General features: G+C 51.4%; 1 protein-coding gene. It reads right to left on the reverse strand.

Going from position 1 to position 222, the window contains the following annotated elements; genetic code table 11:
- Positions 1-222 (reverse strand): biotin/lipoyl-containing protein (locus tag E3E23_RS09955; protein ID WP_167908402.1); only part of this gene is annotated, 222 nt, incomplete at its 5' end.

A 222-nucleotide genomic window follows, 5' to 3' on the forward strand; every position in this document is an offset into this window, starting at 1 on the left:
TCACCCTATTTCTATGAGTGCTTGTCCTGTGTCGACGGTTTGGCCTTCTTTGACGAGGATTTTCTTTACTACGCCGTCCTTTGGCGCGGGGATTTCATTTTCCATTTTCATGGCCTCGAGGACGAGTAGTCCCTGGCCGGTTTTGACTTCATCGCCCTCCTTGACTAATATCCTGATGATTTTGCCCGGCATTGGGGCAGTAACTACTCCCTCACCTGCCGG

The sequence above is a fragment of the Thermococcus sp. CX2 genome (assembly GCF_012027555.1).
Classification (GTDB): Archaea; Methanobacteriota_B; Thermococci; order Thermococcales; family Thermococcaceae; genus Thermococcus.